General features: G+C 71.8%; 1 protein-coding gene. It reads left to right on the top strand.

Annotation, left to right across the window (positions count from 1 at the left end):
• Positions 1 to 182, top strand: a 182-nt coding sequence (locus HCK04_RS41795; protein ID WP_205831314.1) for a hypothetical protein, incomplete at its 5' end; no start/stop codon positions are given.
• Between the last annotated feature and the right edge of the window lie 34 nt (positions 183 to 216).

Consider the following 216-nt stretch of genomic DNA (forward strand, 5'->3'; position numbering starts at 1 on the left):
AAACCACCGGGCGGGCCGCCGGGCGAAGCGCCGGACAGGCCGCCGAGCAAAGCGCTGGGCAGACGGCCGGGCAGGCCGCCGGCTCCGATGGCGAGGCCACCCTCGCCACTGATTCCGACTCCGGCTCCGATGCCGGGTCTGGTGTTGCAATTCCCCCCTCTGAAGGAGCGTTCGATGATTGAGGTCGATCAGGCCGCGCAGGCCGGCCCGCGCGTA

The organism is Microbispora sp. CL1-1, from assembly GCF_012034195.1.
GTDB lineage: Bacteria > Actinomycetota > Actinomycetes > Streptosporangiales > Streptosporangiaceae > Microbispora.